Origin of the sequence: Hydrogenophaga pseudoflava, assembly GCF_004353865.1 — a bacterium.
Classification (GTDB): domain Bacteria; phylum Pseudomonadota; class Gammaproteobacteria; order Burkholderiales; family Burkholderiaceae_C; genus Hydrogenophaga; species Hydrogenophaga pseudoflava.
Genome location: NZ_CP037867.1, coordinates 2,894,109 through 2,919,299 on the forward strand (window position 1 = coordinate 2,894,109; position 25,191 = coordinate 2,919,299).

Consider the following 25,191-nt stretch of genomic DNA (forward strand, 5'->3'; position numbering starts at 1 on the left):
CTTTTGATGTGGATCAAGTGGTGCGGATTCTGGCGAGGCGAGTTCGTCACTTCCCTGTCGGCCGGATTACAAAAATGTCAGCTTTCGTCACGCCCGCTCCGGTACGGGCAAACTTGCGGTCAGGAGAATGTGAACGTGAAAATTTTGATCGTTGAAGATGAGCCCAAAGCGGGTGACTACCTCAGACAAGGCCTGCGCGAGGCCGGCTTTGCCGTGGACCTCGTCACCAACGGTGTGGACGGTCTGCACCATGGCCTGGAGGGGGACCACGATCTGGTGATCCTGGATGTCATGCTGCCAGGCATGGACGGATGGCAGGTGCTCAAGAACCTGCGCAGTCAGGGGCGCCAGATGCCGGTGCTGTTCCTTACGGCACGCGATCAGGTTGAAGACCGCGTCAAGGGCCTGGAACTGGGGGCCGACGATTACCTGGTCAAGCCATTTTCGTTCGCCGAGCTGCTGGCCAGGGTCCGGACGATCCTTCGGCGTGGCCGCACGGGTATGGAACCCACTTCGATGAAAGTAGCCGATCTGGAGCTCGACCTGCTGCGCCGGCGGGTGACCCGGTCCGGCAAACGCATCGATCTGACGGCCAAGGAATTCGGCCTGCTGGAGCTGCTGATGCGACGACATGGCGAGGTGCTCCCGCGCTCCCTGATCGCCTCGCAGGTGTGGGACGTGAACTTCGACAGCGACACCAATGTGATCGAAGTGGCCATGCGGCGCTTGCGGGCCAAGGTGGACGATGCATTTGAACCGCGCCTGATCCAGACCGTGCGCGGCATGGGCTACGTTCTCGAAGCACCCGAGGACGCCCACTGATGCTCGGCCGGCTGTCGCTGACGGCGCGCTTGACCGCGCTGTACACCCTGGTATCGGCCTGCGTTCTGGTCGGGCTGGGTCTTCTGGTCTCGATAGCCGTAGGTCGGCACTTTGTCGAACTCGATAGGGATTTCCTGAAGGACAAGATCGACCTGGTGCAAACCATCGTCGGTGAGGCATCGTCATCGGAGATGCTGGTCCCTCGACTGGATGAGCTTTTGACCAGTCACCACGGGTTGTTCATTGAGCTGCGCCAGAGCGCGGGGCGGGTGTATGGCGCAAAGGGGTCGGTGTTTTCCGTTTTGCCGTCATCCATCGGTACAGATGGGCGCACATTCGACTGGACGGCCGGTGACCAAACGCTGCGCGGTCTGAGGGCGGCCATTCGACCTCCCTCCAGATGGACGGGCCAAGCCAGTGACGGCGCATCACTTGAACTTTTGATCGCGCTGGACACAGCGCACCACACCCATTTCATGCAGTCGCTCAGGCAGACCCTGGCGCTCTACCTGGTAGGCGCGATCCTGATCAGCGGTCTGCTGGGCTGGTTGGCCGCCCGCCGTGGCCTGGAGCCCTTGCGTGTCATGAGAGCGCGCGCCATGACGGTCACGGCCCATAAGCTGGACCAGCGCATGCCAGTGGACGCAGTCCCGGCGGAGTTCGCCGACCTGGCGCAGAGCTTGAACACCATGCTGGAACGCCTGCAATCGGACTTTGCGCGCCTGCAGGAATTCTCCAGCGACCTGGCGCACGAGTTGCGAACCCCCATCAACAACCTGCTGACCCAGACCCAGGTGTCGCTGGCGCAGAAGCGGGACGTGAGCGTGTACCAGGACATCCTGGCGTCCAACGCCGAGGAGTTGCAGCGGCTGGCCCGCATGGTCTCCGACATGCTGTTCCTCGCCAAGACCGAACACGGGATCGAACTGCCGCACCGCGAGACCGTGTCGCTGATCGACGAAGTGCTGGACCTGTTCGACTTCTACGAAGCGCTGGCAGAAGAAAAGCACATTGCCCTCGAAGCGGATGGCAATGCGCACATCGTGTGCGACCGGCTGATGATCCGCCGCGCAATCAGCAACCTCCTGTCCAACGCGATCCGGTACTCGCCGCCGAACGCGCCCGTGCGGGTGTTGGTGACTCAGGGCGACGGTCAGATCCAGCTTTGCGTGCACAACGCCGGTCCCGCAATCCCCGCAGCCGACCTGCCGCGACTGTTCGACCGCTTCTACCGAGCCGAGAAGTCGCGCAGCAACCCCGACTCAGAAGGCACGGGTCTGGGCCTGTCCATTACCAGAGCCATCATGCAAGCCCACGGCGGATCGGCATCGGTGGCGTCCACCGAACAGACGACCACCTTCTGCCTGAGCTTTCCCACGCAGGACGCATCGTCCTAGAATCCGCCCATGCGCCTGCTCCTGGCTCTCCTGTTGTGCTTGGCCCTGCCTCTGCAGGGTTGGGGTGGTGGTTTGCGCCTGCAGCCGCCATGCCCAATGGAAGCAGCCATGACCATGCAAGGCGACTCGTTCCACGCCGGCCAGGAGATGGCGATGGACGATTGCTGCAACGACGCTGAGACCTTTCAACTCACCGGCAAGATGTGCAAGACCGGGCAGGAGTGCCAGGCCCCCACGGGCTTTGTGGCGCCGCCGGTCATGGCTTTGGCGCAATCGCTTCACGTAAGCGAGCTGCACGCACCCGCGCCCCCCGAGCCACTGCGTGGCTCTCCCGCCAGCATCTGGCGTCCGCCCTCCCTGCTCTGACGTTTCCACCCTGACACCACTCGGCCTCTGAAGCCGGGTCGGTGGTCAGCCAGCGGCAGCCGCGCGTTCCTGCGCGTGCTCAGCCCGTGTGCATTCTTTCGGAGCAGAAACATGGAACCCCTTTCACCGGCCTTCGGTGGGCTGGGCCGCCGTCGCGGCCACTTCATCGCCCGCTGCCGCACCGCGATCACACCTGTACACATGGCAGTCCTGATCGGCCTTGCGACGCCCCCCATCACGCAGGCCGCAGAGCCGCTATCGCTGCCGCAAGCCGTCCAGGCGGCGCTGGCTCGTTCACCCGCGCTGGTCGCCCAGGACGCTGCAGCCCGTGCGGCAAGAGAAACGGCCGTGGCCGCTGGCCAGCGCCCGGACCCTGTCTTGCGTCTGTCGCTTGACAACGTCCCGCTGTCCGGGCCCGACCGGTACAGCACCTCCCGCGACTTCATGACCGCCAAATCGGTTTCGCTGATGCAAACCTTGCCCAGCACGGCCAAGCGCCAGGCACGCACAGCGCGCTTTGAACGCGAAGCGCAAACCGTTGAAGCTGGGCGCCTGGAGCAATCCGCCACCATTGGCCGAGATACCGCCATCGCGTGGTTGGAGCGCCAGGCCTTGGAACAGCGTCTGGGGTTGTTGAATGAGCAACTGGGCGAAGCCCGCCTGCTGGTGCAGGCCAGCGAATCGGCCGCACGCAGCGGCAGCGGGTCCCCCGCCGACTGGATTGCTGCTCGGGAGTCTGTCGCTCAGTTGCAGCAAACCCTGCTGGGCGTCGAGGCAGAGCGCCGCAACGCGCGCCTCACCCTGGCCCGCTGGACCGGCAGCGACCCCGAACAGCCGTTGGCCACCCCGCCCGATGTGACCCCTTCACCCACGGGGGTGGGCAATGGGGCCGAGCGCCTGGCGCACCACCCCGAACTCGTGCGGCTCTCGGCGCAGGAAGCGGCCATGGCCGCCGAAGCGGAAGTCGCGCGACAGGAGCGCGACCCCGACTGGAGCACAGAGCTCATGCTCAGCCTGCGCGGCCCGGGTTACCCGAACATGGTCTCGCTGGCGGTTTCGGTGCCACTGACCTGGGATCGCCCCCAGCGGCAGGACCGCGAACTCGCGGCCCGACTCGCCCAAGTGGACGCCTTGCGGGCCGAACGCGAGGAGCGTGCTCGGGAACACCTGGCCGAAATCCGTCGCTGGGAGGAAGGCTGGCGAGCCGGTCTGGCCCAACTCGCCCTGATCGATGCCGAGCGGCTGCCGCTGGCCGAGCAGCGCATCCAGACGACGCTGGCCGCCTACCGGGGCGGCAGAGCGCCCTTGAGCGAGGTGCTGGCCGCACGGCGCATGGCGCTGGACCTGCGAATGGAGCGGATCGACCTGCACCTCTCGACCGCCCGCCTGTGGGCCCAACTCGCCTACCTCATCCCCGCCGAACCGGCCGCTGCACAAGGATTGACACCATGAACGTTCGAACCAGCATCGGCTTGGGTGTCGTGGCCTTGGTGGCCCTGGGTGCGGTGGGCTACGGTGCGTGGACCGCCGGCATGCACTCGGGCATGGAGATGGGCTCGCCGCCGTCATCACCCAGCACCGCAAGCGCCCCGCAAAACCCGGACGCCTGGACGGTGGTTCAGGGCGGTGAAGCCACCGCCCGCCACCTGCGCGACGGCCTCAAGGCGGGCGACATGGACCCGGTGACCGGCCGGATGATCCTGAACTACCACGACCCCATGGTGCCCGGCAAAAACTTCGAGGCCCCAGGCAAATCGCCCTTCATGGACATGATGCTGGTGCCGCGCTACTCGGGCGGCGCGAGCGCCAGCGCAGGTGCCGACACCGGCGCCGTGGCGGTGAGTCCGCGCATCCAGCAAAGCCTGGGCCTTCGCACGGTGGAGGTGGTTCAAGGATCGCTGAATGGCGGCTTCTCGGTGGCGGGCAACGTGGCCTGGAACGAGCGCAACCAGGTCGTGGTCAGCGCGAGGTCCATGGGCTTCGTGGAGAAGCTCCACGTCCGGGCTGCACTGGACCGCGTGGCGGCCAGTGCGCCGCTGGCCGAGATCTACGTCCCGGACTGGGTGGCTGCCCAGGAAGAGTACCTGGCGGTCGCGCGCATGCCGGGCGCCGACCTCGGGCCACTGCGCGACGCCGCGACCCAGCGCATGCGACAGGCCGGCATGGACGCGGCACAGATCGAGCAGGTGGTGCGGACCGGTGCGGTGCAATCCCGTTTCACGCTGCGCGCGCCGATCGGTGGCACTCTGACCGAGCTGATGGTGCGCGAGGGCGCGACCGTAATGCCGGGCATGCCGCTGATGCGCCTGCAAGGCACGGCCACGGTCTGGGCCGAGGGCCAGGTGCCCGAGAGCCAGGTGGCACTGCTTCAACCCGGCGCGAAGGTCAGCGCCAGCAGCCCGGCGGTGCCGGGGCAAACCTTCGAGGGACGGGTGCAGGCGATCCTGCCCGAGGTGGACCCTGCCACGCGCACGCTCAAGGCGCGGCTGGAGCTGAACAACCCCGGCGGACGGCTGGTGCCGGGCATGTTCGTGCAGATGCGGTTCGCCGAACCGGCAGGCCAGCCAACCTTGCTGGTGCCTAGCGACGTGGTGATCCACACCGGTCGCCGCAGCGTGGTGATGCTGGCCGAAGACGGTGAGCATTTCCGGCCGGTGGAGGTACGTGCGGGGCGCGAAGCCGGTGGCCTGACCGAAATCGTGCAAGGTCTGCAGGCCGGCCAACGGGTGGTGTTGTCGGGACAGTTCCTGATCGACTCCGAAGCCAGCCTGCGTGGGCTGGAGGCGCGACTGAACCAGGCCTCTTCGGCGGCAGCGGATCTGCACCGCACCGATGCCGTGATCGACGCGGTGGACGGGAACAGCGTGACCCTCACCCATCCCGCCATCCCGGCGCTCAAGTGGCCCGGGATGACGATGGCGTTCCGCCTGCCACCGGTCGAACAGCGGCCACGTGGCCTGTCCCAAGGAGACCCGGTACGCATTGAGTTCCGCACGCAGGACGGGGCCGAACCGCAGATCACCCGGATCGAGCGGTTGGCGCCGATTGCGCAAGGAGCGAAGCCATGATCACGCGGCTCATCCACTGGAGCATCGGAAACCGCTTCCTGGTGCTGCTGGCCACCGTGATGCTCACTGCCTGGGGCGTTGTGTCGATGCTGCGCACGCCCCTGGACGCGCTGCCCGACCTCTCGGACACCCAGGTCATCATCCGCACCAGCTGGCCCGGCCAGGCGCCGCAGATCGTCGAGAACCAGGTCACCTACCCGCTGACCACGACCATGCTGTCGGTGCCCGGTGCCAAGGCGGTGCGCGGCTACTCCATGTTCGGGGACAGCTTCGTCTACGTGCTGTTCGACGACGGCGTGGACCTGTACTGGGCGCGCTCCCGCGTGCTGGAGTACCTCAACCAGGTGCAGTCGCGGCTGCCGCCGTCGGCCAAGTCCTCCCTGGGGCCCGACGCCACCGGCGTGGGCTGGATCTACCAGTACGCGCTGGTGGACCGCAGTGGCAGCCAGAGCCTGGACCAGCTGCGTTCACTTCAGGACTGGTTCCTGCGCTTTGAGCTCAAGACCGTGCCGGACGTGGCCGAGGTGGCCAGCCTGGGCGGCATGGTGCGCCAGTACCAGATCGTGCTCGACCCCGACAAGCTGGCCGCCTACCGCATCACGCAGACGATGGTGAGCGAGGCGATCGGCCGCGCCAACCAGGAGGCCGGGGGATCGGTGCTCGAACTGGGTGAGGCCGAATACGCGGTGCGGGCAAGCGGTTACCTCAAGACCCTGGACGATTTCCGGGCCATCCCACTGAAGACGACCGACCTGGGTGTTTCAGTGCGCTTGGGCGACGTTGCCCGGGTGCAGCTTGGGCCGGAGATGCGGCGTGGCATCGGCGAACTCGACGGCGAGGGTGAAGCGGCCGGTGGACTGATCGTGATGCGTTCGGGCAAGAACGCGCTACAGACCATCCGGGCGGTCAAGTCCAAACTGGCCGAGCTGCAAAGCGGCCTGCCCAAGGGCGTGGAGATCGTGCCGGTGTACGACCGCTCCGGGCTGATCGAGCGTGCGGTGGACAACCTGGGGTTCAAGCTGCTGGAAGAGTTTCTGGTGGTGGCCGTGGTCTGCGCGCTGTTCCTGTTCCACCTGCGCAGCGCCCTGGTGGCCATCGTCTCGCTGCCGCTGGGCATCCTAATGGCATTTATCGTCATGCAGCAGCAGGGCGTCAACGCCAACATCATGTCGCTGGGCGGCATCGCGATCGCCATCGGTGCGATGGTGGACGCTGCGGTGGTGATGATCGAGAACGCGCACAAACACCTGGAGCGATGGGGCCATGAGCATCCGGGGCAGGTCCTCTCGGGCGAACCGCGCTGGCGCGTGATTGGTGAGGCGGCCGCCGAGGTTGGACCTGCACTGTTCTTTTCTCTGTTGATCATCACGTTGAGCTTCATTCCTGTGTTTACGCTGCAGGCGCAGGAGGGACGGTTGTTCGCGCCTCTGGCCTACACCAAGACCTATGCCATGGCGGCGGCGGCAGGGCTGGCCGTGACGCTGATCCCGGTGCTGATGGGCTACCTGATCCGAGGACGCATCCCCGATGAACACGCCAACCCATTGAACCGCATGCTGATCGCGCTCTACCGCCCCTGCCTGGACGCGGTGTTGCGGGCCCCGAAGCTGACGCTGGTGGTGGCCACCGTGTTGCTAATGGCCAGCCTGTGGCCGCTCAAGCACATCGGCGCCGAGTTCATGCCCAGGCTGGACGAAGGTGACCTGCTGTACATGCCGACCGCGCTGCCCGGCCTGTCGGCCGGCAAGGCCGCCGAGTTGTTGCAGCAGACCGACCGCCTGATCAAGACCGTGCCCGAGGTGCAGAGCGTCTACGGCAAGGCCGGCCGCTCGGACAGCGCAACCGACCCGGCTCCGCTGGAGATGTTCGAGACCACCATCCAGTTCAAGCCGCGCAGCCAGTGGCGCGCCGGCATGACGCCGGACCGGCTGGTCGAGGAGCTGGACCGCACGGTGCGCGTGCCCGGCCTGTCCAACATCTGGGTGCCCCCGATCCGCAACCGCATCGACATGCTCGCTACCGGCATCAAAAGCCCGGTGGGTGTGAAGGTGGCCGGCGCCGACCTGGCCACCATCGACCGGCTCACGGGCCAGATCGAGACGGCCATCAAACAGGTGCCTGGGGTCAGCAGCGCGCTGGCCGAGCGCCTGACCGGCGGGCGCTACATCGATGTGGACATTCGGCGGGATGACGCGGCGCGCTACGGCCTGAACATCGCCGACGTACAGGACGTGGTTGCGGGTGCGGTGGGCGGCATGGAGGTCGGACAGACCGTCGAAGGCCTGCAGCGCTATGCCATCAATCTGCGCTATCCGCGCGAACTGCGTGATTCGCTAGAGGCACTGCGTACTTTGCCCATCGTGAGCCCACGGGGTCAGCGCCTGGTGTTGTCGGATGTCGCCCGTATCGCCATCTCGGACGGCCCGCCCATGTTGCGCAGCGAGAACGCCCGCCTCGCCGGTTTCGTGTACGTGGACATCCGTGGGCGCGACCTGCGTGGCGCAGTGAAGGAGATGCAGCGCGTGGTGGCCGAGCAGGTGGATCTGCCACCCGGCTATTCGGTGTCGTGGTCCGGGCAGTTCGAATTCCTGGAGCGGGCCACCGCCCAACTCAAGCTGGTGGTGCCGTTCACGCTGCTGGTGATCTTCCTCTTGCTGTACCTGACCTTTCGCCGCCTCGACGAGGCCCTGCTCATCATGGCCACGCTGCCCTTCGCCCTCATCGGCGGCATCTGGCTGCTCTGGGCGCTGGGGCACAACCTGTCGGTGGCCAGCGTGGTCGGCTTCATTGCGCTCGCGGGTGTTGCGGCCGAGTTCGGCGTGATCATGCTGCTGTACCTGAAGCAAGCCTGGGCCGCACGGCTGGCCCAGGGGCTGGACAGCGATGACCACCTGCTCAACGCGATCCGCGAAGGCGCGGTCCTGCGCGTTCGCCCCAAGGCGATGACGGTGGCGGTGATCGTGGCCGGTCTGTTGCCCCTGTTCTGGGGCGCGGGCACGGGCAGCGAAGTGATGCAACGCATCGCTGCGCCGATGGTGGGCGGTATGCTGAGCGCGCCGATTCTGTCCATGCTGGTGGTGCCGGTCATCTATCGGTTGATGAGGAGGCAAAGCGTCGATCAAATCCGGTCCTGACGTTGCAAGACAAACGGGGCGGTCGCGAACACGCTCGACCGCTGCCTGCGACCTGGCGATGAGTGCGGCGTTAGTGACGTCGCACTTGCCGGGTCAAGGATTCCCGTTGTCCGCTGTGCCTCGGACGTCCGTCATTCAGTTCAGCAACTCACTCTGTGGCCAACAGCCGCTGTGTGCCAGTTCGCGTGAAAACGCAGGGCAGTACGCACTGACAGCCATCGCTGCACAGCGGCCTTCGTCGACAAGGTTTGAGTCGTTATGCACCACACATCTCGTTCAGGTTCGTGTCACCGACGCACTGCGCAGAGCTTCTGATGGACTTTTGGAGCTGTGTGACTCGATATTGAATGTGGGCCGGCCTGAACAGTCGGCTCTCCTCCCTGAAAGTCGAGTGACAGCGACTTTGATTCCCGGCCCTCGCGCCGGGCTTTCTTTTTTGGGGGTGTCTGACAGAGCCTCTGTTCTGCAAAGCACGGATTCGCTGGAAAACAGCCCAAATCCAGCAGCGGAACAGGCACCTAACAGTCCTACATTGACCTCACAGCACCCAGCGAGATGAAGTGACCTTCACCTCCAGCGGATGCGGAAACTGTGAGGTATCTGGTGGACTTCATCCTTTCAAGAACTCGGCACTTAGCCTCGCTCTCCGGAGCAACGCGCGCAGCAGCCGCTGGCAGGAAGTTACGCTCGGCTGTGGTGCCTGCTGCGGTGCTTTCGCTGAGCCTTCTGGCTCCTAAGGCCGCGCACGCAGTGGACGGTTGCCTAGTGTTGCTGTGCTTCGCGGCGCCCAGCTGGAAGTCGATCCCCCAGTGCGTACCGCCGATTCGGCAGGTGCTTCGGGATCTGGCCCGGGGCAAGGCGTTCCCCACTTGCGGGATGTCCGGCGCTGGCAATTCGGCCAGGCATGCGTGGGCCCGTGCACCGGGCAACTGCCCGCCCCAGTACACCCGGGTGCACGAGGCCGAAAGCGGTCCGATTTACACCTGTGACTACACCGGAGCGATCACGGTCACCATCGACGGAAAGCAGTTCACGCGCACATGGTGGGACATGGGTGGCGATACGGTGACGGATTTCAGCCCGGTCGCAAAGTCCCAGCTCGGCACCTGGGATACCCAGTACGACGACGACCGGGCCGCCTGGCTTCGCTCTCGTCCTTGAGGCCAGCGCCATGGAAGCCTCCACCTTCGCAGCACTGGCTCTGGCCTGTGCACCACAAGTCCATCTTTCCACGGCTCAGGCGCTCGTCTCCGTCGAAAGCTCCTTCAACCCCTGGGCCATCGGCGTCGTAGGTGGTACTTTGCGCCGCCAGCCCAACAACCGGGATGAAGCAGTGGCCACTGCCAACCAGTTGCACACCGACGGGCGCAACTTCAGCGTCGGCCTGGGGCAGATCAACGTGGGCAACTTCCGGCGTCTGGGGTTGAACACCAGCAGCGCCTTCGACCCCTGCCAGAACCTGTCGGCCATGCAGTCCGTGTTGACGGAATGCTTCGACCGAGCAGGCCTGACACAAAGTAGGGCGGACCCCCTTCAGTCCGCCCTGCGCAAAGCCCTCTCTTGCTACTACAGCGGCAACTTCTCAACCGGCTTTCGCCATGGCTATGTGCAGAAGGTTGTCGCCGCCACCCGTTCACTGCCCCGCCCTCGTTCCAACCCGTCATCCAAGGAGCCGTCATGAATCGCCAGAAACTGTCTCAAGGCCTGGTCCGTGCCCTCAGCCTGTTGATGTTGCTGCCACCCCAGGTCTGGGCGCAAGGCTTCGACAAGGTGAACACCACGGTCACCAACGTCAACGCGATCCTGGTGACGATCTCCGTGGCCGTGGTGACGATCGCGATCATCTGGGCCGGCTTCAAGATGATCTTCCAGGGCGCCCGGCTGGCCGATGTGGCCAACATCCTGATCGGTGGCACCCTGGTCGGCGGTGCAGCGGCGTTCGCCAGCTACATCGTCAGCTGACCTCAGCAGGCAACCGCCATGCAAGCCGAGACCATCTACAAGGGCGCGACCCGCCCCGCCATGAAGCTGGGTATTCCGCTGGTGCCACTGGTGGTGCTTTTCGGCGGCGGGATGCTGCTGATGATGTGGGGCGGCATCCTCGTGAGCTGGTGGATCGCGCTGGGCGTGCTGATGTCCTTTGTGCCCACCCTCTTCTGGATGCGTTGGGTGACATCCCGGGACGAACAGCGGTTTCGGCAAATTTTCATCGCGCTCAAGCTGCTTATGCACGACCGCAACCGGCGGTTCTGGCGCGCGCGCAGCTACTCACCCACCCTCTTTCGGGGAGCGTCCGATGTCTGGCATCTTTGACCGACTGGGCAAGGGCTCACGCCGCGCAACGCGGCGCCCTGTGGCGGGTGGCCCGCAGCCTCGCCACTGGTCGCAGGCTCTGGCGGAGAACCCATTGACCAGGTTCGTGCCGTTCTCGTCGCTGATGAGCGATCACGATGTGATCACCCGTGGTGGCGATTTCCTGCGGGTGTGGCGGCTCGACGGTGTGGCTTTCGAGTGCGCCGACGACTACCTGGTCACGGAACGGCACGAAGCGCTCTGCAGCCTGCTGCGCAACCTCTCAGGTGGTCAGTGGGCCGTCTGGACGCACCGGCTGCACCGCAAGATCCAGGACATGCTGACCGACCCGGCGGAGGACGGCTTTGCCAAAGACCTATCACAGGCCTATCAGGCGCACCTGAACCAGCGGGCGATGATGAGTAACGAGCTGTACCTGACCCTGGTCTACCGGCCCACCACGTCCCGTGTCAGCCGGGCGCTGCAGTCGCCGCAGCGGTCAAAGGCTTCCATAGCGGAGGCCCATGTCGAAGCGCTGCGGGTGATGGAAGAGCGCACGGCGTTCGTGCACCGTGTACTGCGCGGGTTTGGCCCGCAGTTGCTGGGCGTGCGCGAACAACGGGGCCGCCTCTACTCGGAAGTCGCGGAGTTTCTGGGCTACCTGGTCAACGGGTACTGGAAGCCCGTGCCATTCACGGCTGGTCCACTGCACCGCACCCTGCCCTCGACACGTCTTTCATTTGGCGGCGACAAGCTGGAATTGCGAAACGGTGACCAGCGCCGCTGCGCGGCCCTGGTGGACATCAAGGAATACGCCGACGCCGTCGAACCGGGCATCCTCAACGCCTTGCTGTACGAAGACAGCGAGTTCATCGAGACACAGAGTTTCTCGATTCTGCCGCGCCGCGAGGCCACCCGCGCCCTGGAGCTGCAACGCGATCAGCTGATCGCCAGCGACGATGTGGTCTCCAGCCAGATCGCGGACATGGACGAAGCGCTGAACGAACTGGGCGATGGCCAGTTCTGCATGGGCGAGTACCACTACAGCCTGGTGGTCTTTGGCAACCCGGGTGAAGACAGCCTGGCAGACGCTGGCCGGCGCGCGGCACAGGCCATCGGCGCCGTGGGTGAGTCGTCAAGCCTGCAGATGTCGCCGGTGGACCTGGTGGCCGACGCCGCCTGGTTCGCCCAGATGCCGGGCAACTGGCAGTGGCGCCCGCGCGATGCCAAGTTGTCTTCCCGCGCTTTTGCTGCCCTGGCCAGTGGGCACAACTTCGCCCGTGGCAAGCGCGACGGAAATCCGTGGGGTGAGGCGCTGGCCCTTCTGAGGACGCCCTCTGGTCAACCGTTCTATCTGAACTTCCACAGCAGCCCCGACGGCGAAGACTCGGCCGACAAGAAGCTGCCCGGCAACACCATCATCATCGGGTCCACCGGGGTCGGCAAAACCACGCTGGAGATGTTCCTGCTGACGCTGACCCGCAAGTGGGACCCAGCGCCCCGGCTGGTGTTGTTCGATCTGGACCGAGGGTGCGAAATCGCCATCCGGGCCATGGACGGCCGGTACTTCACGCTCGAAGCGGGCAAGCCCACGCACCTCAACCCTCTGCAGCGCGACCCCACACCGGCCCGCATCCAGTTCTGGGAACAGCTGGTGCGCACCTGCATCGCCACCCCCGCCCTGCCCCTGCTACCGGCCGACGAGCGCGCCATCGCTGATGCCGTCAAGACGGTAGCGATGATGCCGACCGCGTTGCGCCGCTTCTCGACCATCCGCCAGAACCTGCCCAAGTCCGGCGAGAACAGCCTGTACGAACGGCTGGGCCGCTGGTGCGAGGGCGGAGCCTTGGGCTGGGTGTTCGACCAAGCCAACGACCAGCTGATAGACCTGCAGTCCGCCTCGGTCATCGCTTTCGACACCACCGAGTTCCTGGACCTGCCAGAGGTCCGCACGCCGGTCATGCTGTACCTGCTCCAGGTGATGGAGGAGCTGGTCAACGGCGAGCGGCTGATCTACGTGATCTCGGAGTTCTGGAAAGCACTGGACCACGACATCTTCAGCGACTTCGCCAAACAGAAACAGAAGACGATCCGCAAGCAGAACGGCCTGGGCATCTTCGACACCCAGAGCCCATCCGACGTGCTGCGCCACCCCATCGGCCGCACGATGGTGGAACAGAGCGTCACCAAGATCTTCCTGGCCAACCCAGAGGCGGTGCGCGAGGAATATGTCGATGGCTTCGGACTCAGCGAAGCCGAGTTCGGCATCGTGCGCAGCCTGGGCGCGCAAGGCGGCAGGCGCTTCCTGGTCAAACAAGGGCACAGCAGCGCGATCTGCGAGCTGGACCTCAGCGGCCTGCAAGACTTCGTGACCGTGTTGTCGGCCACCACCGACAACGTCGCCCTGCTAGACACCGTTCGTGAACAACACGGTAACGATCCGTTTCTCTGGCTTCCCGTGCTGCTGCGCGAGGTTCAGGATCGCAAATCCCGCAACTCCAGGAGAGCGACATGAACCGGTTTCACACCCTTCCCATTGTGTTGACGCTTGTCGCTTTCAGCACGAGCGCCAGCGCCCAATTCGTGAAAGGCAACGAGGCGGTTCGCACCTCAAACACCGGTGAACGGTTGGTCGAGTTGGCGCCACTGCCCAGCTCCGGTCCCATCCGAAAAACCAAGCCCTGCCTGGCTCAAGCAGGATGCCACGCAGGCCCCTGGCACATGGTGGAGACACGAGAAGGTCTGGTGGAGTGCACCGAGGTCTATGCACGTGAAGGCACCTGCAGACCCTCCAGCTACGGCACCACCAAACTCTCGCGCATCTGGGTGCTCAAGACTGGCGGCCAGTGGCTGCAGTGCCAGCTTCCCGATCTGGGCAGCAAGTGCGTCAAGGTCTTCGCGCCGCCGCCGACCAACCTGCCCTACTCGGCCGTGCAATAAAGGAGCGCTGTCATGTTCGCCTGGGTCGGTTCCAACTTCGACGCGATTCTGAGCACCTACGTGCTCGGCGTGGTGTCCTCCCTCATGTCGGCGATCACGCCGATTGCGCTGTCTGCGATGACGGTGTGGGTCGCGCTCTACGGCTGGGCCGTGCTGCGTAACGAGGTGTCTGAAACCGTGCCCACCTTCGTCTGGAAGGTGTTCAAGATCGGGCTGGTGCTGGCCTTCGCCTTGCAGTCGGGCTTCTACATCAGCAACGTTTCGGACACCGCCAATGCGCTGGCCATGGGCGTGGCCAGCACCTTTCTGCCTTCTGGCGTGGACCCCGCCACGATCAGCTCGCCCTACGCCCTGCTCGACAAGTTCAACGACGACGCCAGTGCCCAGGTAGCCGACATCATGAAAGAGGCCAGCGTGCTCCGGCTGGACCTGCTGCTGGCCGGGGGCATCTTCTCGATCGGCACCGTTTTCTTTCTCTGCATCGCCCTCTTCGTCGTCACGCTGGCCAAGCTGTTCCTGACCTTCGTGATCGCCATCGGGCCGCTGTTCATCCTGTGCCTGGCCTGGCGCCCCACCGCGCGGTTCTTCGACAGCTGGTTGTCCATGTTGCTGAACGCCGTGGTGCTCACCTGGTTCGCCTTCTTCGCGCTGGGTCTGAGCGCCTACATGGGCGCCGCCATGTTCAAGGCCATCAACGACGGTGGGGGTTTCCTTGGCAGCACCTTCAATGTGCTGGGCGAAGCCACCCGCTACTGCGTGCTCATGATCCTCATGGCCATCCTTTGCTTCCAGGCGCCCAGCCTCGCCTCGGCCCTGACCGGTGGTGCCGCCATCCAACAAGGCATACAGATGATCCAGAACGCGATGATGGTCTCGGGCCTGCGCTCAGCCTCCTCTGCCCGATCAGCTGCTGGCGGTACAGGCGCCGGGGGTGTGATCCGTTCAGGCGCTGGCGCGGCGGCCACGGCGGGGACCGCCGCAGCAGCCACAGGTCGTTACGCCGGAAACATGGCCCGCAGGGGCTACGGAGCCGCACGGTCTGCGGCATACCGACTCGCCGCCCTGCGCGGCCGGTCTTGATCTCCCACTTGCCAAGGAGCACACCATGAACTACCGCCTCAAGGTCGCCGCCGCCGTGTTGATTTCGCTGGGCGCCAGCCACGCGCGCGCCACCGGCATCCCCGTGATCGATGTCGCCAACCTGTTCCAGGCGGTGCAGCAGGTGATCAACGACATCACCCAGATCAACAACCAGATCCAGCAGATCCGACAGCTTCAGACCCAGATCGAGAGCATCAACGGCATGCGAAACCTGGGCGATGTGTTCAACAACCCGCTGCTCAAGAACTACATCCCGGCCGAGGCCTACACCTACCTGAACGCAATCAACACCTCGGGGTACAGCGGCCTCAACGCCACGGCCAAGGTGCTGCGCGATGTCGGGATGCTCTACAACTGCATGGACCGCAGCGGTGACGCACGCACCGAATGCCAGGCTACTCTGGCGCAGCCCTACCAGCAGAAAGGTTTGCTGCAGGACGCCATGAAGTCCGCAGCCCAGCGGCTGGAGCAGATCCAGTCGCTGATGTCCCAGATCAACGCCACCACCGACCAGAAATCTGTGCAGGAGATCCAGGCCCGCATCGGCGCCGAGAATGCCCTGCTGGCTCACGAGTCCTCGCAAATCCAGATGCTGCAGGGCATGGCCGACAGCGAGGAACGCATCGCCCAATCCCGTGAGCGCGAGCGTCAGTACCAGATGCTGAGCCGCACCGGCAAAGTCTCCGACTTCCTGCCGTAAACACCACCCCACCGGAGCCCCCCATGAGTGCCATCCTGTTGTCAGGTGAGGCCGCCGCATGGCCGAAACAGCCGAAGACACCGTCTCCTGCGGCTGAAGTCCCGTCGCTGCAAGCCAACCGGGACTGGGAGATCGACCGCGCCCTGATGCTGGAGCGCTCCGAGCGCCGGGCCTGGGCAGCCGCTGCGGCCGGTCTGGCGATTGGTCTGATCGGCATCGCCGCCGTCTTCGTGCAAGGACCGCTGCGCAAGGTGGTGGAGATCCCCATCGTGGTGGACCGGGTCACCGGTGAGACGACCATCCAGCAGCGGCTGAGCGAAGAAACCATTCCCGCCATGGAGGCGCTGGACAAACACAATCTGGCTGCCTTCGTGCGTTCCCGCGAGGCCTACAGCTGGATGTTCCTGCAGCGGGACTTTGACCAGGTGGCCCGCATGGCGGTGCCCGCCGTCTTCTCGGAATACAACCGGCAGTTCGAGGGCGATGGCGCACTGCAAAAGAAGGTGGGATCCACCGAAGAGTGGCGCATCAACATCGTTGGCGTCCGGCTGCGCGCATCGGGCCGCAGTGGCAACCAGAGCGACGCGACCGTCACCTACGACAAAGTCGTGCGCATGACCGACCGCAACCTGCCGGATGTGACCACCCGGCACGTGGCCAGCGTGGTCTACCAGTACCAGCCCAAGGTGCTGGCCAAAGAGTCGGATCGGTTGGAGAACCCCTTCGGCTTCGTGGTCACGGCCTACCGGTCTGACCCCGAGATCAATACACCGACTACAGGAGCAAAGCCATGAACCGCCCTGCACTCTCCTTGGCGCTGCTTTCGTTGGCCTTGGCCCACCAGTCCGACTCGGCGGCTCAGCCCACAGACAAGAACGATCCGCGCCTACGCGAAGTGTTCTACGACGCCAATACAGTGGTCACCGTTCCGGTCAAGCGCGGCATGGTGACGCTCGTGGAGTTCGACAAAGGCGAGGTCATCACCGAAGTGGCCGTCGGCCAGGGCGGTGATTGCAGCAAGCCCGATGCCGCCTGGTGCGTGGCCGCCCAACCGGGCGGGCGCCACCTGTACGTCAAGGCCAAGAGCGCCGCCGATGCACCCAACAACCTGGCGGTCATCACCGACCGACGCTCACACACGCTGCGCTTCGTGGTCCTTTCGGACGGTGACCGCCAGACGCCGGTCTATCGCCTGGCCATCCGGTCCCCCAAACCCGGAGCAGCCCCGCACAGTCTGGCGCAGAAGGAACTGGCCGCGCTGGCGAGCCTGCCGCCGATCCCACCCCCACCGACGTCCCAACAGATCGTGGCGGAGCGTCTGGCGGCCAAACCCACCGTGCTCAACACCCAGTACGCATTGGCCGAAGGCACTGGTTCGGCATACATCGTCCCCACGCTGGTCTACGACGACGGCCGGTTCACCTACCTGAGGTTCCCGGGCAACCGCGAAGTGCCCGCAGTCTTCCACGTGCTGGGAGACGGCAGCGAAACCTTGGTCAACGCCCGCATGGAGGACGACACCCTGGTGGTGGACCGGGTCAGCCGCCGCCTGATGCTGCGTGCCGGATCGGCCGTGGTGGGCATCTGGAACGAAGCCTTTGATCTGGAGGGATCGCCGGCCAAAGGCTCCACCACGGTGCCGGGGGTGCAGCGGGTTCTGAAGCCCGAAGCATCCATTTTCTCCTCATCAACGGCAGGAGCACAGCCATGACCGATCAAGCCCAGGCTTCACCAGCGCCAAACGACGAGCCATCGCCGCAGGACGGCGGCAACACCATCAGCCCCCTGCCGGGTGAGGCAGGGATTCCCAATGTGGCCCGACGGCAGACTGTCAACCTGTCCTGGAAGAACATCGGAATCATTGGCCTGGTGTTGTTCATGGTCGGAGGCATCACTGCCTCTTACCTGTACCGATACTTCGCAGAAAGCGGCGATTCAGAGAAGGACAAGTCCATGCTGCGGGACCGTCCATCGGCGGCTGGTGCGGGTACCCGGCAGCTGGACATGACCCCGCCCGCCACACCTCGCGTCCCGGCCTTGATTCCCTCCCCTGCGGAAGCCGTCGACCCCATCGGACTGCGGAACACAGGCACGGCCACGCCATCCGGACCCAAAACCTTGTCCCCGGATGACGCCCCGGTAGTGGTGGTGTCGTCCCGCCCGGGCGGCATCGCTGGCGCCAACGGCGACCCAACGCAGTCGTCCAACGATCCGGCGGCGTCCACTTCCAGGCAACTGCAGGACTACCAACGCCGATTGCAAGGGCTTCTGGACAACCTGACCCAGGGCAATGCCCTGCCAGCAGGTCTGGGTGGTTCAACCACCGAGTCCACGCCATCACCGGACATCGGGTCGAGCCTTCGCTCCGCGGCGGCCGGCCTGTTCGGCGGCGAGTTGCAGGGCTCCGCCACACCCAGTGTGAAGGCCACCACGCTGGGCGACCGCAGCCTCACCCTGCCCAAGGGCACAGCCTTCACCTGCGCACTCAAAACCCGGGTCATTAGCGCCACCTCGGGCCTGGTCGGCTGCCAGGTGCAGCGCGACGTGTACAGCGACAACGGCCGGGTACTGCTGATCGAGCGTGGCTCGCACCTGGACGGCGAATACCGCATCGCATCGGTACGGCCCGGCACCGTCCGCATTCCCGTGCTGTGGACCCGCATCCGAACGCCGAATGGCGTCACGGTGGACGTTGAGTCGCCCGGCACCGGGCAGCTGGGCGAGTCGGGCATTGATGGCCACGTGGACAACCGGTGGGGCGACCGCATCGGCGCCGCCATGCTGCTCTCACTGATCGACGACTCGGTCAAGCTGGTCATCCAGAACCAGATGCAGGACCGGGATGCAGACACCATCGTCCTGCCATCCACCACCGAGAACACCAGCAAACTGGCCGAAAAGGTGCTGGACAGCACCATCAACATCCCGCCCCTGATCTACCAGAACCAGGGCGGCATCGTCGGCATCTACGTCGCGCGCGACGTGGACTTCTCATCGGTCTACGCACTTCAGCCGGTGGCGCGATGAACCCCGCGATTGACCTCATGTCCTTCTTCGAAGACCCACAGCCTGACGGCTGGTGTGGCGACGCCACCTCGGTGGTCGAGTTCCTGCGCCCGCTGCGCGAACAGCTGGATGCACCGGGCGTGTTGGAGGTTTGTGTGAATCGCCCCGGCGAACTGCAGGTGGAGACCTTTCACGGTTGGCAGCAGGTGGAAGCGCCAGCCATGACGTTGGAACGCTGTCTCTCGCTGGCCACGGCCGTGGCCACTTACTGCGACCAGCAGATCAACCAGGAGCGCCCCCTGCTGTCGGCCACACTGCCCAGCGGCGAGCGCATCCAGTTCGTCATTCCCCCGGCTGTGACGCGCGGCACCGTATCCATCACGGTGCGCAAGCCATCGGAACTGATCAGGCGCCTGCTCAGCTTCGAATGCGAGGGTCTGTTCGACCGAATCGACGAGTGCGCGGCACTGGGCGCCGAAGACGACGGTCTGCAGCCCTTCCAGAGAGAACTGCTCGCACTGAAGGCCGCGGGCCGGTACGCCGAGTTCCTGCGCCTCGCGGTACAGAAGCACCAGACCATCGTGGTCAGTGGGAGGACCGGATCGGGCAAGACCACCTTCATGAAAGCACTGATCGAGGAAGTCCCGCTCCATGAGCGCCTGATCACCATCCAGGACACGGCCGAACTCACCATCCCTCATCACCCGAACGTGGTGCATTTGTTCTACAGCAAGGATGCACAGGGCACGGCTCGCGTGACGGCCAAGTCGTTGCTGGAAGCCTGTCTGCGCATGAAGCCCGACCGCATCTTTCTGGCCGAGCTGCGTGGCGAAGAATGTTTCTCCTTCATTCGCTTGGCCGCTTCCGGCCACCCCGGCAGCATCACCAGCGTGCACGCGGGCAGCTGTGCCCTGGCGCTGGAACAGATGTCGCTCATGATCCGCGAGAGCAGCGCCGGGGGCGGCCTGCGACTGGACGAAATCAAGGGCCTTCTGGGCATCGTGATCGATGTCATCGTGCAGTTCAACCGGGATGAACGGGGCCGCTTCATTTCCGAGATTGCCTACGAGCCGCGCCGAAAGCAACACACCGACGACGCCACACGGGATGCCATGGCCGATGCCCAGGCCACCCTTTTTGGCGGATTTCGGACATGAACGCCAAATTGCTCCGGCCCACCGTGTCCAGGCTGGATGTGCGCCGGGCGGCGCTGGGGATCATCGCCGTCTTCGGCGTGGCCTTGTTGGTGATCGCGGCCCTTTACCTGTCGGGCGTGCTGTTTCTGGTCTTCAGCAAGACACACCCCAGGCTGGCGACCTGGAACAGCATCGTGGACTACTGGCTGATCTATGCCGATGAGCCCGCGTTGCGCAAGCGGCTGCTGGTTTCCATCGCCACGGCCCACCTTGTCACGCTGGTGCTCTTGCCTGTGGCCCTGATATCGGCCAGCCGTCCGCGTCGTCCGCTCCATGGTGACGCCCGTTTCGCCTCCAACTCTGAGGTGAAAAAGGCAGGCCTGTTGCTGAACGACAAACAAGCCGCCACACCGAGCATCCTGATCGGCCGCTTTCGTGGCCAGTTTCTGGCCTTGCCCGGACAACTCTCCGTCATGCTGTCAGCACCCACCCGCAGCGGCAAGGGTGTCGGTGTGGTGGTGCCCAACCTGCTGAACTGGCCGGATTCGGTGGTCGTGCTCGACATCAAGGGCGAAAACCACGCCATCACGGCGGGCTACCGGTCCAAGCACCAACAGACTGTCTACGCTTTCTCCCCCTTTGACGAAGAGGCCCGCAGTCACCGCTGGAATCCGCTCACCGCGGTCCGCACCAGTCAACTGCACCGCGTCGGTGACTTGCTGGGCATCGGCCAGGTTTTCTACCCCAACGATGGCAGCGGCACCTCGTCAGAAGCCTTCTTCAACGACCAGGCACGCAACCTCTTTCTCGGCCTGGGCCTGCTGTTGCTGGAAACGCCCGATCTGCCCCGCACGGTGGGTGAAATGCTGCGCCAGTCTTCCGGGCAAGGGCGCCCGTTGAAAGAACACCTCAGTGGGCTGATCGAGCAACGCAAGGAAGCCGGCAAACCGTTCTCCGAAGAATGTCTGGATGCTCTGCAGCGCCTGCTGTGCAACTCGGAGAACACGCTCGCCAGCGTGGTGGCCACCTTTCACGCGCCGCTGACGATCTTTGCGGATGCGGTGGTCGATGCCGCCACCAGCGCCGACGACTTCGACCTGAGCCAGTTGCGCCGCCAACGCATGTCGGTCTACGTGCGCATCCCGCCCCACCGGCTGGCCAATGCCCGGCCGTTGCTCACCCTGTTCTTCTCCCAGCTCGTCAGCCTCAACACGCAGCAGTTGCCGGAGCATGACCAGTCACTCAAATACCAGTGCCTGCTGGTCAACGACGAGTTCACCGCCATGGGGCGTGTTGGGATCATCACCCACTCTGCCGCCTTCCTCGCCGGCTACAACCTGCGCCTGCTCACCGTGGTGCAGGCCATGTCGCAGCTGGACGCGGTCTATGGCGACAAGGACGCCCGCACCTTCGCCACCAACCACGGCCTGCAGATCCTCTTCGCCCCGCGCGAACAGCGCGACGCCGACGAGTACAGCGCCATGCTGGGTCACTTCACCCAACGGGTCACCACCCGGGGCCGCAGCCGCTCATTCAGCGGACACGGGCACAGCACTTACAGCCGCAACGAAAGCGAGCAGCGCCGGTCCCTGCTCTTGCCGCAAGAGTTCAAGGAACTGGGTTCCGAACGGCTGGTGGTGATCTTCGAGAACTGCAAGCCCATCCTCGGCGAAAAGATCCGCTACTTCCAGGACTCGGCGTTCACCGACCGTCTGCTGCCCGCCCCCAAGGTGCCGCAGATGAACATGGATCAGCACCTCGCCAAAGTCCAGCAGCGTTGGCGCTTCGCCGAGGACGAGCTTCCCCCCGGGCAGACCAGCATGGACATCGGCGTTCTGAATCACGACGTCAAGCTGACCAAAGACCAGATGGAAGGTCCACCCGACAAGCTGGCGGAAACCTGCATCGGCTTCTTCGACTACAGGCTGGAAGCCGTTGGTGAAGGCGGGTCCATCGAGCCGGTCGATGAAGTCGATGAGGTCGATGAGGTCGAGTCCACCCCAAACACTCCTTCCGCACCGTCCGCTACCAGCAACACAGAACCCATCCGGCTCGAAACCCTGGAGGAACAGCCATGACCATCCACCCGACCCCGCGCATCGCGCTGACCCTGGCGAGCCTTACGCTGCTGGGCGCCTGCAGCTCACCGCCCAAGCCCCCCACCGTGGACGAAACTCAGAAGCGGCCCGCCAATGCACAGATGGCCATCGACCTGCAGGTGTGCAAGAACGATCTTCAAAACACCCGCATCCAGGCCAACGAATCCAACCGCCTCGCCGAGACCACCACCGCCACGCTGGCCCACATGGCCGTGCGACAGCAGGTGATGGCGTCGATCCAGGAGAAGGCGCAAGCCAACAGCGTGCGCATCGTCCACTTCGGTTTCAACAGCACCCGGGTGTCGATACCCGCCGAGGAGGCATCGACACTGGTGGAAGAAGCCAAGACCGCGCCACTCGTGGTGTTGAGGGGGCGCACCGACGGCACCACCGATTCATCGGCTGAAAGCCGTATTGCACAGGCCCGGGCCAACGCTGTGCGTGACTACCTGATCGCTGCCGGCGTGGACGCTACTCGCATCCGCACCACCCACCAGCCCAGCGGTGACCACCTGGCCGACAACGGCAGCCAACGGGGCAGAAACCTCAACCGCCGCGTCGAGATCGAGGTGTACCGGGTGACACCCGCGTCCGCTCAAGCCACTGCCCCTCCCCAACTCTGACAAACCGCCTGCCGGAATCAACCACCGAAGGAGACCACCATGGACGAACGAGCTGCACCGGCCCGCCGCGTGGACACAACCACGGCGAACACCAACGCCACCTTGGGCGGCACGGTGGAACCCGTGGATCGCGCCGCCATCGCCATCCGGACCTTCCAGACACCCCAGCCAGAGCCGGGTGAGCGGTACGAGCTGCGCGACCCGTTCGCCGAACTCACCTACCGCACCGACCGCTACCAGGACATGGTGTCCAAGGCCGACCAGCTCGGCGCCAACCGGTTCGTCGTCGTGGATGTGCGCGGGCGAAAGTCCTTCGTCCACAAGATCGACAGCCAATGGCAACGGGACGAATCCCGTGATGCCCGGCCACCCGCGACCGCCCCGCAAGCGAAACCGGCCAAGACCGATCCAGCACGCCAGACGGCGGAGTCGAATGTCATCCCCTTGCCGGCCAAAGACAAAGGGTTGGAAACACCCGACGCACCCAGCCCGCCAGCCAGCGCCCGCATGGACGCGCAGGCCGAACGCGAAGCCCTCGTCGCTCGACTGGAAGCCGCTTTGGTGGACCGCTACATCATCAAGCGCGCCCCGGTCACGCTGGGCGATGTCAGCCTCGGCCTGACCGAATACCGCTTCCGGGGCGACACCTCACGCGTCGCCTTCACCGAATCCACCTTCCGGCTGGCCACCGACACCAACAGCCCCTCGGTGGCCCGCTCCATGGTTGATGTGGCCGAAGCCCGCAACTGGCGGTCCCTGCGGGTCACAGGCAGCGAAGACTTCAGGCGCCTCGTCTGGCTGGAAGCCGCAGCGCGTGGTGTGAAGACCCTGGGCTACGAGCCCAACCCGGCCGACCTGGATCGCCTCAAGGTGGAACGCGAGCTGCGCCAGATCAACCGGATCGAACCCAACCGGGACGCCAGCGCACCCACGGCCGCCACCAACACCGACAAACCATCAGGCCGTGGCAGCGGTGGCCGCAAGACCGTGCTGGCCGCCATTGAAGCCATCCTCGTCGCCAACCGCGTGCCCGAGAAGCGGCGCGAAGCCGTCATGGTGGCAGCTGCCGAAAAGCTCGCCCAGCGCATCCGCGATGGCCAGATGCCCAAGGTCCGCATTTACGACAAGAACGCCCCTTCGCAGCGTCCAGCGGTCGTTCCACAGCAAGATCAGCAACGCACACGCGAACGGGCGACACCCGCGCGCTGAGGTCTGCGCTGTGAACAGCCCAATCGAACCGACCATCCTTTACGAGATCGGTGGCCGACGCTGGGCAAGGGGAACTCCTGGCTTAGCCGAGGCCATAGCCGAAGCCCACGCACGCCACTTGCGCCCCCGCTGCCTGTGCCTGCCAGACAACGAGGGGGCCGAAATGTATGTGGCCCGGCTGATGGAGGGCTACACCGTCAAACGCATGCCCAACACCGGCAGCCAACACGCCACCAGCTGCCCGTCCTACGAACCACCCGCCGAGTTTTCGGGCCTCGGGCAGTTGGTGGGCACAGCCATCGTCGAAAACCCGGCCACGGGCGAAACGGCCTTGAAACTCGACTTCCCCATGACCAAGCTGCCCGGGCGGTCCACGCTCCCGGCGGCTGCCAGCGCCAGCAGCAGTGTGGCCTCCCAGGGACCCAAGCTCGGCCTGCGCGCCCTGCTGCACTACCTGTGGGATCAAGCCGAACTGACCCACTGGAAACCGGGCTTTGCCGGCCGGCGCACCTGGGGCACCGTGCGCAAGCACCTGCTGCAAGCTGCAGAAAACAAGTTCACCCACGGCCATGCCCTGCTGGCCAGTCTCTACATCCCCGAGGTGTTCTCGGTCGAACAGCGCGAGGCCATCACCACCCGGCGCCTGCGGCAATGGGCGCGCGCCCAGCCCAAACCTGGGCAACCACAGCCCTTGATGCTGCTGGTGGCCGAGGTGAAAGAAATCGTGCCCTCCCGGTATGGGCACAAAGCCATCCTCAAACACATCCCCGATCAGGCCTTTGCGCTGGACGAGCCTCTGTACCGCCGGCTGGGCCGGTGTTTCGAGCAAGAACTCTCGGCCTGGGGCACAGACGGTGATCTGCACCTGCTCATGATCGCCACCTTCCGGGTGGACGACGCAGCCGTTCCGGGCCTCGTCGAGTTGTCGCTGATGCTGGCCACCGCCCAGTGGCTGCCGGTCGAGGACGGTTGGGAGAAACAACTCGTTGGCGCGCTGGTAAGGAGCGGTCGCAGCTTCATCAAAGGGCTCCGCTACAACGAGGCGCCCGACCAGCCCCTGGTTGCCGCCAGCCTGCTGGACTGTGGCGATGCCCCACGACCCCTGCTCATCACCCGCGACCGTGGCCAAAGTGAACACATGCCGCCCGATTTCATGGCGCAAACCATCCGTGGTGACACACCCCTCTGGCAGTGGAACCCGGCCGATGGCGACATGCCCGGCCTGCCGCCACAACAGCACAGGCAACTGACCACCCCACTGCCGTAACATTCCCCGGTTCAACCCCGTTTTTTCAGGT

At 65.0% G+C, this 25,191-nt stretch carries 22 protein-coding genes; all 22 read left to right on the forward strand.

Going from position 1 to position 25,191, the window contains the following annotated elements; all coding sequences use genetic code 11:
* The first annotated feature begins 135 nt into the window (after positions 1 to 135).
* Positions 136 to 822, forward strand: coding sequence for a heavy metal response regulator transcription factor (locus HPF_RS13900; protein ID WP_133156910.1), 687 nt, complete (start codon positions 136 to 138; stop codon positions 820 to 822).
* Positions 822 to 2,219: a heavy metal sensor histidine kinase gene (locus tag HPF_RS13905; protein ID WP_133156911.1), complete on the forward strand. Its 1,398-nt coding sequence runs from the start codon at positions 822 to 824 to the stop codon at positions 2,217 to 2,219. Before HPF_RS13900 ends, HPF_RS13905 begins: the two co-directional genes overlap by 1 nt.
* A gap of 108 nt (positions 2,220 to 2,327) precedes the next feature.
* On the forward strand, positions 2,328 to 2,585 hold the full coding sequence (locus HPF_RS13910) for a hypothetical protein (protein ID WP_133156912.1): 258 nt from the start codon (positions 2,328 to 2,330) through the stop codon (positions 2,583 to 2,585).
* A 111-nt stretch (positions 2,586 to 2,696) separates the two neighbouring features.
* Positions 2,697 to 4,037 (forward strand): TolC family protein, encoded by a 1,341-nt coding sequence (locus HPF_RS13915; RefSeq protein WP_133156913.1) that lies wholly within the window; start codon positions 2,697 to 2,699, stop codon positions 4,035 to 4,037.
* On the forward strand, positions 4,034 to 5,653 hold the full coding sequence (locus HPF_RS13920) for an efflux RND transporter periplasmic adaptor subunit (protein ID WP_133156914.1): 1,620 nt from the start codon (positions 4,034 to 4,036) through the stop codon (positions 5,651 to 5,653). The genes HPF_RS13915 and HPF_RS13920 overlap by 4 nt, the downstream gene beginning before the upstream one ends.
* Positions 5,650 to 8,787, forward strand: a complete 3,138-nt coding sequence (locus HPF_RS13925) for an efflux RND transporter permease subunit (RefSeq protein WP_133156915.1) — start codon at positions 5,650 to 5,652, stop codon at positions 8,785 to 8,787. The genes HPF_RS13920 and HPF_RS13925 overlap by 4 nt, the downstream gene beginning before the upstream one ends.
* A gap of 876 nt (positions 8,788 to 9,663) precedes the next feature.
* Positions 9,664 to 9,948 carry a hypothetical protein gene (locus tag HPF_RS23925; RefSeq protein WP_226466625.1) on the forward strand — a complete coding sequence of 95 codons (285 nt, stop codon included), beginning with the start codon at positions 9,664 to 9,666 and terminating at the stop codon, positions 9,946 to 9,948.
* 10 nt (positions 9,949 to 9,958) lie between these two features.
* On the forward strand, positions 9,959 to 10,468 hold the full coding sequence (locus HPF_RS13935) for a lytic transglycosylase domain-containing protein (protein ID WP_133156916.1): 510 nt from the start codon (positions 9,959 to 9,961) through the stop codon (positions 10,466 to 10,468).
* Positions 10,465 to 10,749 (forward strand): TrbC/VirB2 family protein, encoded by a 285-nt coding sequence (locus tag HPF_RS13940; RefSeq protein WP_226466623.1) that lies wholly within the window; start codon positions 10,465 to 10,467, stop codon positions 10,747 to 10,749. Before HPF_RS13935 ends, HPF_RS13940 begins: the two co-directional genes overlap by 4 nt.
* Before the next feature lie 18 nt (positions 10,750 to 10,767).
* A complete protein-coding gene (locus HPF_RS13945) occupies positions 10,768 to 11,100 on the forward strand; it encodes a VirB3 family type IV secretion system protein (RefSeq protein ID WP_133156917.1) in 333 nt (110 codons plus the stop codon).
* 94 nt (positions 11,101 to 11,194) lie between these two features.
* Positions 11,195 to 13,594 carry a VirB4 family type IV secretion/conjugal transfer ATPase gene (locus HPF_RS13950; RefSeq protein WP_424955177.1) on the forward strand — a complete coding sequence of 800 codons (2,400 nt, stop codon included), beginning with the start codon at positions 11,195 to 11,197 and terminating at the stop codon, positions 13,592 to 13,594.
* A gap of 206 nt (positions 13,595 to 13,800) precedes the next feature.
* Positions 13,801 to 14,019 (forward strand): hypothetical protein, encoded by a 219-nt coding sequence (locus HPF_RS23930; protein WP_243721585.1) that lies wholly within the window; start codon positions 13,801 to 13,803, stop codon positions 14,017 to 14,019.
* A 12-nt stretch (positions 14,020 to 14,031) separates the two neighbouring features.
* Positions 14,032 to 15,099 carry a TrbL/VirB6 family protein gene (locus HPF_RS13960; protein WP_133156919.1) on the forward strand — a complete coding sequence of 356 codons (1,068 nt, stop codon included), beginning with the start codon at positions 14,032 to 14,034 and terminating at the stop codon, positions 15,097 to 15,099.
* 25 nt (positions 15,100 to 15,124) lie between these two features.
* On the forward strand, positions 15,125 to 15,820 hold the full coding sequence (gene virB5, locus HPF_RS13965; RefSeq protein ID WP_133156920.1) for a P-type DNA transfer protein VirB5: 696 nt from the start codon (positions 15,125 to 15,127) through the stop codon (positions 15,818 to 15,820).
* Between the two features lie 23 nt (positions 15,821 to 15,843).
* Entirely contained in the window at positions 15,844 to 16,614 is a 771-nt protein-coding gene (locus HPF_RS13970) for a VirB8 family type IV secretion system protein (RefSeq protein ID WP_133156921.1), read from the forward strand.
* Positions 16,611 to 17,531 (forward strand): TrbG/VirB9 family P-type conjugative transfer protein, encoded by a 921-nt coding sequence (locus tag HPF_RS13975; RefSeq protein ID WP_133156922.1) that lies wholly within the window; start codon positions 16,611 to 16,613, stop codon positions 17,529 to 17,531. The genes HPF_RS13970 and HPF_RS13975 overlap by 4 nt, the downstream gene beginning before the upstream one ends.
* Positions 17,528 to 18,847 (forward strand): type IV secretion system protein VirB10, encoded by a 1,320-nt coding sequence (virB10, locus tag HPF_RS13980; RefSeq protein ID WP_133156923.1) that lies wholly within the window; start codon positions 17,528 to 17,530, stop codon positions 18,845 to 18,847. The genes HPF_RS13975 and virB10 overlap by 4 nt, the downstream gene beginning before the upstream one ends.
* The gene (gene virB11, locus HPF_RS13985) at positions 18,844 to 19,983 is read left to right on the forward strand and encodes a P-type DNA transfer ATPase VirB11 (RefSeq protein ID WP_226466619.1); all 1,140 of its coding nucleotides are present in this window, start codon (positions 18,844 to 18,846) and stop codon (positions 19,981 to 19,983) included. Before virB10 ends, virB11 begins: the two co-directional genes overlap by 4 nt.
* Positions 19,980 to 22,040 (forward strand): type IV secretory system conjugative DNA transfer family protein, encoded by a 2,061-nt coding sequence (locus HPF_RS13990; RefSeq protein ID WP_133156924.1) that lies wholly within the window; start codon positions 19,980 to 19,982, stop codon positions 22,038 to 22,040. The genes virB11 and HPF_RS13990 overlap by 4 nt, the downstream gene beginning before the upstream one ends.
* Positions 22,037 to 22,684, forward strand: coding sequence for an OmpA family protein (locus tag HPF_RS13995; protein WP_133156925.1), 648 nt, complete (start codon positions 22,037 to 22,039; stop codon positions 22,682 to 22,684). The genes HPF_RS13990 and HPF_RS13995 overlap by 4 nt, the downstream gene beginning before the upstream one ends.
* Positions 22,685 to 22,723: 39 nt before the next feature.
* Positions 22,724 to 23,893 carry an LPD7 domain-containing protein gene (locus HPF_RS14000; RefSeq protein WP_133156926.1) on the forward strand — a complete coding sequence of 390 codons (1,170 nt, stop codon included), beginning with the start codon at positions 22,724 to 22,726 and terminating at the stop codon, positions 23,891 to 23,893.
* Positions 23,894 to 23,903: 10 nt separating this feature from the next.
* Entirely contained in the window at positions 23,904 to 25,160 is a 1,257-nt protein-coding gene (locus tag HPF_RS14005; RefSeq protein WP_243721586.1) for a DUF1173 domain-containing protein, read from the forward strand.
* The last annotated feature ends 31 nt before the right edge of the window (positions 25,161 to 25,191 follow it).

Coding starts and splice junctions, on each gene's coding strand:
- HPF_RS13905 (WP_133156911.1), top strand. CDS start 822: ATGCTCGGCCGGCTGTCGCTGACGGCGCGCTTGACCGCGCTGTACACC.
- HPF_RS13910 (WP_133156912.1), top strand. CDS start 2,328: ATGACCATGCAAGGCGACTCGTTCCACGCCGGCCAGGAGATGGCGATG.
- HPF_RS13915 (WP_133156913.1), top strand. CDS start 2,697: ATGGAACCCCTTTCACCGGCCTTCGGTGGGCTGGGCCGCCGTCGCGGC.
- HPF_RS13920 (WP_133156914.1), top strand. CDS start 4,034: ATGAACGTTCGAACCAGCATCGGCTTGGGTGTCGTGGCCTTGGTGGCC.
- HPF_RS13925 (WP_133156915.1), top strand. CDS start 5,650: ATGATCACGCGGCTCATCCACTGGAGCATCGGAAACCGCTTCCTGGTG.
- HPF_RS23925 (WP_226466625.1), top strand. CDS start 9,664: ATGTCCGGCGCTGGCAATTCGGCCAGGCATGCGTGGGCCCGTGCACCG.
- HPF_RS13935 (WP_133156916.1), top strand. CDS start 9,959: ATGGAAGCCTCCACCTTCGCAGCACTGGCTCTGGCCTGTGCACCACAA.
- HPF_RS13940 (WP_226466623.1), top strand. CDS start 10,465: ATGAATCGCCAGAAACTGTCTCAAGGCCTGGTCCGTGCCCTCAGCCTG.
- HPF_RS13945 (WP_133156917.1), top strand. CDS start 10,768: ATGCAAGCCGAGACCATCTACAAGGGCGCGACCCGCCCCGCCATGAAG.
- HPF_RS23930 (WP_243721585.1), top strand. CDS start 13,801: ATGGTGGAGACACGAGAAGGTCTGGTGGAGTGCACCGAGGTCTATGCA.
- HPF_RS13960 (WP_133156919.1), top strand. CDS start 14,032: ATGTTCGCCTGGGTCGGTTCCAACTTCGACGCGATTCTGAGCACCTAC.
- virB5 (WP_133156920.1), top strand. CDS start 15,125: ATGAACTACCGCCTCAAGGTCGCCGCCGCCGTGTTGATTTCGCTGGGC.
- HPF_RS13970 (WP_133156921.1), top strand. CDS start 15,844: ATGAGTGCCATCCTGTTGTCAGGTGAGGCCGCCGCATGGCCGAAACAG.
- HPF_RS13975 (WP_133156922.1), top strand. CDS start 16,611: ATGAACCGCCCTGCACTCTCCTTGGCGCTGCTTTCGTTGGCCTTGGCC.
- virB10 (WP_133156923.1), top strand. CDS start 17,528: ATGACCGATCAAGCCCAGGCTTCACCAGCGCCAAACGACGAGCCATCG.
- virB11 (WP_226466619.1), top strand. CDS start 18,844: ATGAACCCCGCGATTGACCTCATGTCCTTCTTCGAAGACCCACAGCCT.
- HPF_RS13990 (WP_133156924.1), top strand. CDS start 19,980: ATGAACGCCAAATTGCTCCGGCCCACCGTGTCCAGGCTGGATGTGCGC.
- HPF_RS13995 (WP_133156925.1), top strand. CDS start 22,037: ATGACCATCCACCCGACCCCGCGCATCGCGCTGACCCTGGCGAGCCTT.
- HPF_RS14000 (WP_133156926.1), top strand. CDS start 22,724: ATGGACGAACGAGCTGCACCGGCCCGCCGCGTGGACACAACCACGGCG.